The sequence below is a fragment of the Curtobacterium sp. PsM8 genome (assembly GCF_030433875.1).
Taxonomy (GTDB): domain Bacteria; phylum Actinomycetota; class Actinomycetes; order Actinomycetales; family Microbacteriaceae; genus Curtobacterium.
The window spans coordinates 20,089-28,330 of the sequence record NZ_JARUXD010000047.1 but is presented as its reverse complement, the minus strand read 5'-3'; the positions used below and the strand labels follow the sequence as shown (position 1 = coordinate 28,330).

Sequence of the window (8,242 nt, the reverse complement as noted above, 5' to 3'; positions counted from 1 at the left end):
CCCGTGGTCACCGCACCACGGGCCTCCCGTCCGCCTCGCGGCAGCGACGCCGCCTACGCGGCGACCAGGTACTCGTCCCAGTCCGGCTGCGGACGCTCGATCCCGCGCACCACCCACGCCGACCCGTGCGGGGCCTTCGGCGGGAAGCGCAGTGCCCAGCCCATCTCCCGCGGAGTGCGGTCCCCCTTGACGTTGTTGCACGCCAGGCAGCACGCGACGAGGTTCTCCCACGAGTCCCGACCACCGCGCGACTTGGGCTGCACGTGGTCGATCGTGGTGGCGTTCCGGCCGCAGTAGGCGCAGCGGTTGGCGTCGCGGCGGAGGACCCCGCGGCGGGACACCGGGATGAGCCGGGACTGCGGGATCCGCACGTACCGGGTGAGGATGATCACGGACGGACGGTCGAAGCTGACGGCCGCGCCCGTGACCGGGTGCATGGTGTCGGCGGCCACGACGGAGGCCTTCTGGTTCATGACGAGGACCAGGGCTCGACGGAACGAGATCACCGCGAGGGGCTCGTAACCGGCGTTGAGGACGAGAGTGCGCATGGGTTCCCTTCCGACGTGCCTGGACGGCTTCCAGGCGGTACGGGCACCGGGCCGGTCGGCGTCGAGCGGGTGATCAGAGCCACCGGCACCCCGGGGCAGGGGCCGGCCGGACCGCTCCGCCAGGGGCGGGGAGGTCCGCAAACACGAAGAGCACCACCCGTCAGGGCAGTGCTCTGGTCAGTCGCGCGCGTGCCGGGGCACGCAGGCGGTGGTCGTCCGTATGTCGACGCGCGCGCGCCGACCCATGGTGCGGGTCGTGCGTGACGTCGACATGTGGTCTCCCGTTCGGGTCGAGTCGAACCGATGCGTGCAGGCTAACCCAGAAACCGGCCCCGCACGAGAGGTGCGGGGCCGGTTCTGACGGTGTTCACATGCTCGACGGCAGCGCGTCGGCCGGGGTCACCGGAGGGTGGGGTCTGGTCGTCAGATCCCGAAGCGGACGATGTGGTAGTCGCTCGTCCAGATCGGGCGGATCGAGACCGCGCCGCCGGGCTTCGGGGCGTCCATGATCATGCCGTTGCCCATGTAGAAGCCGTCGTGCGCCTCGTTGTTGAAGATGACGACGTCGCCGGGCTGGGCCTCGGAGGTCGGGATCGTCGTGCCGGCCTGGTCCTGCAGCGGGACCGAGTGCGCCAGGTTGATGCCGTACTGCGCGTAGACGTACATGACGTACCCGGAGCAGTCGAAGCCAGCCGGGGTGGCGCCGCCGAAGACGTACGGGGTGCCGATGTACTGCTTCGCGGTCGCGACGACTGCCGGCAGCGAGAACGGGGTGCCGGCGGGGACCGGGGTGGCGGCCGTCGCGGCGGACGACGTCGTGCTCGCGGTGTTCGTCGTCGAGCTGGCGAGGTAGTCCTTCGCCGTCTTGCCCTTGTAGGCGTACTGGGCGGCAGCGGCGGCGCGGGCGGCCTCGACCTGCTTCGCACGCTCGGCGTCGGCGCGGGCGGTGAGCGTCGCGGTCGAGGTCGCACCGAAGCCGTCGCGCGAGGTGTCGGCGACGCCGGCTGCTGCCGACACGTCGAACTCCTGCGACTGGGCGGCGACGAGCGACTGCTGGGCCGTCTCGGCTGTGGTGCTCGGCTGCGTGCTCGCGAAGGCGGCGGGGACGGCCATCGTGCCGAACATGCCGGCGGCGACCGCAAGGACCACGGGGGCCATGAAGCGGCGCTTGCGCGAGGCAGCGGTCGGCTTCGGAGCGGGGGTCGCGGTGCGGGCGACGCCGAGCGCGCTACCGGCACGGACCGGGGTGGCCGCCGTGCGCGGGGCCTGCGTGCGGGCGACCGGGGCGGAGGCCGTGCGGGCCGGGGTGGACGCCGTGCGGGCGAGCGGGCGGCGGGAGGCGCGCTCCGCTGCTTCGCGTGCTGCCCTGCGGGTGAGGGGAGCTGCGGCGTCACCGGTGTTCGTCGGGTTCGCGGTCGTCGAGTCGTCCGCGGCGGTTCCGGTGTGGGTCAAGGGGGAGTCTCCGGCGCCTCGTCAGCACCCGCCGGGAGGGTGGCCCGGCGCGTACGACCCCATCCGTTCGTCATCGTTTCCGACTCAGGCAGGAGACGGGTCATGAGACGTCCTGCCACGGGCCCCCGCGATCGCTGCTCCCGGGGACTCGTCGAGTGTACGGGTGCACTGTCGCCATGTCGAGATGAAACCGTGATCCGGTAACGATTCGGTGAAGAACCCCTGGTCAGAGGGTCTTACCGATTCTCTCAGGCGGGCCGGACCATGCAGATCGGCCCAGAACCGGTCTTGTACCCCCGGCTCGTACCCCGTATGGTTCGCCACCACGAGGACCCAGGCGCGAGCTCACCGCGGCGATCCCGGTCCACCAACAGACCCTCGTGCTGTGACGCCCGGTACCTCAGCCCGGGCTGTGCTAGCGGGCGACACGTCACTCGCCGGAGAGGTCCTCGGCGATGTCGTCGGCGTTGCCGGGGAAGCACATCGAGACCGCCTGCACGGTGTAGTTCCCGGGGTACGCGTACGCGCTGATCGACGCGATCTTCCCGCCACCGCTGCCGATGACCGCCGGACCGTCGCTCGACTCGCGGCGGACGACCTGCATCCCCTGGGACTTCCAGTGCTCCTCCATGCGGGTGGCGTCCTCGTCGGGCGACCCCTCGAGCGTGCTCCCGGTCAGGGAGCGCCACTGCGCCCCTGGCGTGCCGTCCTCGAGTTCGCAGTCTTCCGGGTAGTCCGGGCCGGTGCGCGCCTTCCACTCCCCACCGAGTCGTCCGGTGGCGTCGTCGACGGCTTCGATCATCTGCTGCTTCGCGGTGTCGGCGTCCACGGTCGGCTCCGTTCGTCCTGGTGCTGCGGTGTCGGGTCCCCGCAGGACACAACCTGCGAGCACGGTGGTGGTGGCCGTCATGACGAGGATGCCCGCGACGGCGCGCCTCGCCGTGGTCCATCGTGTGGTGGTCGTCGTCGTCATCGTCCCGCCATCCACCAGGGCTTCCCGTCGATCAGGTCCTGGTCTCGCTTCTCAGTCGACGCTGATGTAGACGTGCTGCGCGACCTCGGTCGGCAGTTCGATGCCCGAGTCCTCGCCCTCGACGCGGACCGACACGTACGCCCCGGCTCGCTGCACGCTGGCCGTCCGGCCCGGCATCACGCCGGCCGACCGCAGCTGGTGCAGCAGCTCCGGCTCGAACTGCACGGGCTCGCCCAGACGGCGGATGACCCCGGTCGCCACGGCGTCGGTGTCGTCGGTGGCGGCCACGATGTTGTGCACGCCGTCGAGGAACCCGGCAGCCGTGGGGCCGCCGATCTCCGCCAGCCCCGGGATCGGGTTGCCGTAGGGCGACTCCGTCGGGTTGCCGAGCATCTCCAGCAGGCGCACTTCCACCTGCTCGCTCATCACGTGCTCCCAGCGGCAGGCCTCGTCGTGGACGAACGCCCAGTCCAGGCCGATGACGTCGGCGAGCAGGCGCTCCGCCAGCCGGTGCTTGCGCATCACGTGGGTGGCACGGGAACGACCGGTGTCGGTGAGCTCCAGGTGTCGGTCCCCGGAGACGACGACGAGGCCGTCGCGCTCCATCCGTGCGATCGTCTGCGACACCGTCGGACCGGAGTGGCCGAGGCGCTCCGAGATCCGGGCGCGCAGCGGCACGATCCCCTCTTCTTCGAGGTCGAGGATGGTGCGGAGGTACATCTCCGTGGTGTCGACGAGATCGGTCACGGTCCGCCTCTCATGGTCCGGGCCCAGCCCGTCCCACACTACTTGCTGGGACCGACCAGCCGGCACCGACACCGTGCGCTGTGCGCGGACGGCGGACGGGAGGCCCGGCACGGCCCCGCCACACAGCCGCCGGTCCGCCGTCCCGTCCGGTCGGTCCAGGTCGGGCGGACCCCCGCCGTCGCTAGGATCGGCCCATGGCAGACATCGTCATCCCAGCCGACCTCCTCCCCACCGACGGCCGCTTCGGATGTGGTCCGTCGAAGATCCGCGGAGCGCAGCTCGAGACCCTCGTCACCCGCGGCGCCACGGTCCTCGGGACGTCGCACCGCCAGAAGCCCGTCAAGGACCTGGTCGGATCGGTCCGCCAGGGCCTCGCCGACCTGTTCCAGGTGCCGGACGGCTACGAGGTCGTCCTCGGCAACGGCGGCTCGACCGCCTTCTGGGACGCCGCGGCCTTCGGCCTCATCGAGCGCCGGGCCGAGAACCTGTCCTTCGGCGAGTTCGGGTCGAAGTTCGCCAAGGCTGCCGGCGCACCCTGGCTCGAGGCACCGCACGTCGTCGAGGCCCCTGGCGGATCCCGCGCCGAGCTCGAGATCGTCGCGGGCGTCGACGTCTACGCCTACCCGCACAACGAGACCTCGACGGGCGTCATGGCCCCGGTCGTCCGCGCCGCCGGGGACCCCGGCGCGCTCACCGTCGTCGACGCCACGAGCGCTGCCGGTGGTGCCGCGTTCGACGTGGACCAGACGGACGTGTACTACTTCGCGCCGCAGAAGAACTTCGCCTCCGACGGCGGGCTCTGGCTCGCGCTGTTCTCCCCCGCCGCGATCGAGCGTGTCGAGCGGATCGCCGCGTCGGGCCGGTACATCCCGGAGTTCCTGTCGCTCAAGAACGCCGTCGACAACAGCCGGTTGAACCAGACGCTGAACACCCCGGCGATCACGACCCTGCTGCTCCTCGACGACCAGGTGCGCTGGATGAACCAGTCCGGCGGGTTGGCGTGGGCGGACCTCCGCACGAAGACGTCGTCCGCGACGCTGTACGACTGGGCCGAGGCGTCCGACTACGCGGCGCCGTTCGTCACCGACCCGGCGCATCGCTCGCAGGTCGTCGTCACGATCGACCTCGACGACTCCATCGACGCGAAGGCCGTGGCCGCCACGCTCCGTCAGAACGGCATCGTCGACACCGAGCCGTACCGGAAGCTCGGCCGGAACCAGCTCCGCGTCGCGACGTTCACCGCGATCGACCCGGACGACGTCACACTGCTGACGCGGGCGATCGACCACGTGGTCGCCGCTCTGGCGAGCTAGCCCTCGCCCTCCCGCGGAACGCAACGGGGGCGGCATCACGCAACGGAGTACCACTGCGAGATGCCGCCCCCGTTGCGTTTCAGGGAGACAGCGCGTGTTGCGGGGTCAGGACCGGTGGAAGCCGGGGTCGACCTCGGTGCTGTCGAGCTGCTCGAGGTCCAGGTCGTCGTCGGGGTCGACCGGGCGGACACGTCGGGTGCGGCGACGGCCACGGGCAGGAGGCGGCGGGACATCGTCCTCGTCGTCCTCGTCCTCGTCTTCCGACTCGTCGTCGTCTTCGTCGCCATCCGACTCGTCGTCTTCGTCGTCGTCCTCGTCGTCCTCGTCGAAGTCGTCCTCGTCCTCGTCCGACTCCTCGTCACCCTCGTCGTCCTGCGCCGCGCGGTAGTCCGCCAGCCGCTCGGACCACGGCACCCACTCCGGGGCGAGCAGCGACCCGTCGCCGGGCATCAGCTCGACCTCGAGCACCGTGGGCTCGTCACCCTCGACGTGCGCGATGCTGACGGTCCAGCGCCAGCCCGGGTAGCCGGGCATGCGGTTGGCGAAGAGGACGGAGACGACGCCGTCCCCCTCGTCCACGGTGCCGACGGGGCTGCCGACGGTGGCTTCGGGGGTGATCTCGAGCAGTGCGCCGCGGGCGAGCTCGGTGAGGTCGGTGGTCATCTCAGGCGTCCAACTGGTCGGCGACGTGTCGCAGGATGGTGGCGATCCGCTCACCGTTCTTCGGGTAGCGACCGCGCTTCAGGTCACCGCTGATCCGGTCGAGTTCCTTCACGAGGTCCTCGACGATCACGGCCATGTCGTCGGCGGAGCGCCGGGTCATCTTGGCGAGGGACTGTGGGGCCTCGAGGATCCGGACGGTCAGCGCCTGGGTCCCCTTCTTGCCCTGCACCACGCCGTACTCGAGCTTGGTGCCGGCCTTCACCGTGGTCACACCGTCGGGCAGGGAGGAGGCGTGCAGGAAGACCTGGTCGCCGTCGTCTCCGGAGATGAAGCCGAAGCCCTTCTGGTCGTCGTAGAACTTGACCTTGCCGCTGGGCATGCTGGGACTCCTCGTTACATGGACGGCCGCGGTGCGTCGGATATCCTGGGCCGATGGCCAAGCCGACCCGATCCACCGGGGACCCCCGCACTGCTGCGGAATCCCCGGCGACGTCCAATCGTACCGAACGCACGCTCGCGTTCATGGTCGGGGGGATCGTCTGCCTCATCCTGGCGTGCTTCATCGTCATGATCATCGGGTGGTTGACGATGAAGCAGATCCCCGGCGACGGCATCTGGCCGGTCGCGCTCGGGGTGGTCTACTTCGGTCCGCCGATCGCCTTCGTGCTCATGCTGGCGCTCCTGGCCATCACCTGGACGCGCAAGGCCCGGCAGCACCGCGCAGAGGCGCGCTGACGTCCGCCCCGGACGCCGGCGAAGGACGATGACGACCACGACGGACCTCGCCGCACGACTGCGCGAGCTCCCGGACGACGCGCTGGAACGACTCGTTCTGGCCCGCGCACTCCCGACCGCTGCTCTCGGCGAGTCCGGTCCGCAGCACATCGCGGACTTCTTCGACCTGGCTGAGGCACTCCGCACCGACGACGCGGTGGACGCCGCGATCGAGCGGCTCCCGCGTCGCGCGCTGGTCGCACTCCGTGATGGTGGCTCGCCGGAGGACCTCGCCCCGGCCGTCGCGCTCGGCCTCGCCGACGACTCCGGTGCGGTGGACGACGCGGTCGCCGCACGACTCGCCGCACGCCCGGAACTCGTCACGGACGCTCCGGGAGGCACGGCACCGGACCGCCCCGACACCTCCGACCGCCAGTCGGTCGCCGACGACGACCGCTCCCGCGCTGCCGGTGCCGAGCACGCCTTCGAGACGCTCACGGTGCTGGCCGAGCTCCTCCGCGCCGCCGACGCCGGTGCCGTGCGGGAACTCGCGAAGGGCGGCATCGGTGCGCCCCTCGCCCGACAGCTCGGCGAGCGCGCGGGTGCCGACGCGGCCGCGGTGCCGGACCGTCTGGCGCTGCTCGACCGGATCGGGGCCGCACATCCGGAGGACGGCTCGTGGAAGGTCTCGGACGCCGGGCACACCTGGCTGCGGTCCTCGTGGCCGGAACGCTGGGCCACGGTCGTGCACGACTGGCGGGCGGCGCTCGACCCCGCGGTGGCCGAGGTCCTCGACCTCGCCGACGACGACCTCGGGGACCTGGTGTCGCTCGGCCGCTGGGCGTACCCGGCCGGCTCCCGCTGGCTCGACGCCGCACTGCTCGACGCCTCGGGCACGGCCCGGGTCCTGGGGCTCGCGGTCGACGGCCGTCTGACCACGACCGGTCGGGCCCTGCTCGGGGACGACCCGGACGCCGCCCGTGCTGCCGCCGCGGCCGACCTGCCCGGCACGGTCGACGGGGTGTACCTGCAGCCGGACCTCACCGTCATCGCACCGGGTCCGCTCGCACCCGCCGACGACGACGACCTCCGCGCCGTCGCCGACCTCGAGGCGCCCGGACTGGCGGCGCGCTACCGGGTGTCGGAGGACTCGATCCGCCGTGCCCTCCGTGACGGCCGCACCCGCGACGACGTGGTGGCGCTGTTCACCCGGATCGGCGCGACCGAGGTCCCGCAGCCGCTGACCTACCTGATCGACCAGGTCGCGACCCGTGACGGCAGTGTCGTGGTGGACCGTGGCGAGGGGGACCTCGGCTCGGTGCTGCACGGCACCCCGGAGCAGCTCGACCTCATCGGGGTCGACGCCGAGCTCCGACAGTTGGCGTGGGAGCGGCCCGACCTGACCACCCTCGTGACGAAGTACCCGCCGCACGTCGTGGCGAGTGCGCTCGAGGACCAGCGGTACCCGGCCGTGCTCGCAGCGGGGGCGCGCCCGGAGACGCGATCCGGGCCTCCCGTCCGACGACGCGCACCGAGCCGGTCCCCGGAGCAGGCGGCACGGGCGCTGGTCGAGCGTCTGCGCCTGACGACGGAACGCGGCGACGCGGAACCGGAGCAGGAGTGGCTGGCGCGGCAGATCGACATGGCGGTGCGCGGTCGCACGCCGATCCGTGTCACCGTGCGGATGCCGGACGGATCGGAGCGGCCGTTCTCGATCGTGCCGACCTCGGTCGCCGCCGGGCGCGTCCGCGGCAAGGACACCGCGGTCGACGTCGAACGGACGCTGCCGCTGTCCCTCGTCGTCGGCATCGAGAGCGACGCCTGACGGTCGC

9 protein-coding genes are annotated in these 8,242 nt (G+C 71.8%); 3 read left to right on the top strand and 6 right to left on the bottom strand.

All coding sequences use genetic code 11. From position 1 onward, the window contains the following. Window positions 1–53 precede the first annotated feature (53 nt). From QCD68_RS11795 to QCD68_RS11780, 4 genes are all read right to left on the bottom strand, one after another. On the bottom strand, window positions 54–548 hold the full coding sequence (locus tag QCD68_RS11795) for an HNH endonuclease (protein WP_111073774.1): 495 nt from the start codon (window positions 546–548) through the stop codon (window positions 54–56). 423 nt (window positions 549–971) lie between these two features. Beyond that, window positions 972–2,000, bottom strand: a complete 1,029-nt coding sequence (locus tag QCD68_RS11790) for a C40 family peptidase (RefSeq protein ID WP_301223147.1) — start codon at window positions 1,998–2,000, stop codon at window positions 972–974. A 430-nt stretch (window positions 2,001–2,430) separates the two neighbouring features. Then, a complete protein-coding gene (locus tag QCD68_RS11785) occupies window positions 2,431–2,973 on the bottom strand; it encodes a hypothetical protein (RefSeq protein WP_301223146.1) in 543 nt (180 codons plus the stop codon). Window positions 2,974–3,024: 51 nt separating this feature from the next. Beyond that, window positions 3,025–3,720 (bottom strand): metal-dependent transcriptional regulator, encoded by a 696-nt coding sequence (locus tag QCD68_RS11780; RefSeq protein WP_111073778.1) that lies wholly within the window; start codon window positions 3,718–3,720, stop codon window positions 3,025–3,027. Between the two features lie 194 nt (window positions 3,721–3,914). On the opposite strand from QCD68_RS11780, the gene serC reads away from it, so the two are divergent. Continuing rightward, complete coding sequence (serC, locus tag QCD68_RS11775; protein WP_301223145.1) at window positions 3,915–5,033, top strand: phosphoserine transaminase; 1,119 nt, start codon at window positions 3,915–3,917, stop codon at window positions 5,031–5,033. Between the two features lie 105 nt (window positions 5,034–5,138). Here the strand turns inward: serC and QCD68_RS11770 are convergent, their stop codons facing one another. Further along, window positions 5,139–5,696: a DUF3027 domain-containing protein gene (locus QCD68_RS11770; RefSeq protein ID WP_301223144.1), complete on the bottom strand. Its 558-nt coding sequence runs from the start codon at window positions 5,694–5,696 to the stop codon at window positions 5,139–5,141. A gap of 1 nt (window position 5,697) precedes the next feature. Beyond that, complete coding sequence (locus QCD68_RS11765) at window positions 5,698–6,075, bottom strand: cold-shock protein (RefSeq protein WP_111073781.1); 378 nt, start codon at window positions 6,073–6,075, stop codon at window positions 5,698–5,700. A gap of 53 nt (window positions 6,076–6,128) precedes the next feature. On the opposite strand from QCD68_RS11765, the gene QCD68_RS11760 reads away from it, so the two are divergent. Next, a complete protein-coding gene (locus QCD68_RS11760) occupies window positions 6,129–6,431 on the top strand; it encodes a multidrug ABC transporter ATPase (protein WP_301223143.1) in 303 nt (100 codons plus the stop codon). A 28-nt stretch (window positions 6,432–6,459) separates the two neighbouring features. Then, window positions 6,460–8,235, top strand: coding sequence for a helicase-associated domain-containing protein (locus tag QCD68_RS11755; RefSeq protein ID WP_301223142.1), 1,776 nt, complete (start codon window positions 6,460–6,462; stop codon window positions 8,233–8,235). Window positions 8,236–8,242: the final 7 nt, after the last annotated feature.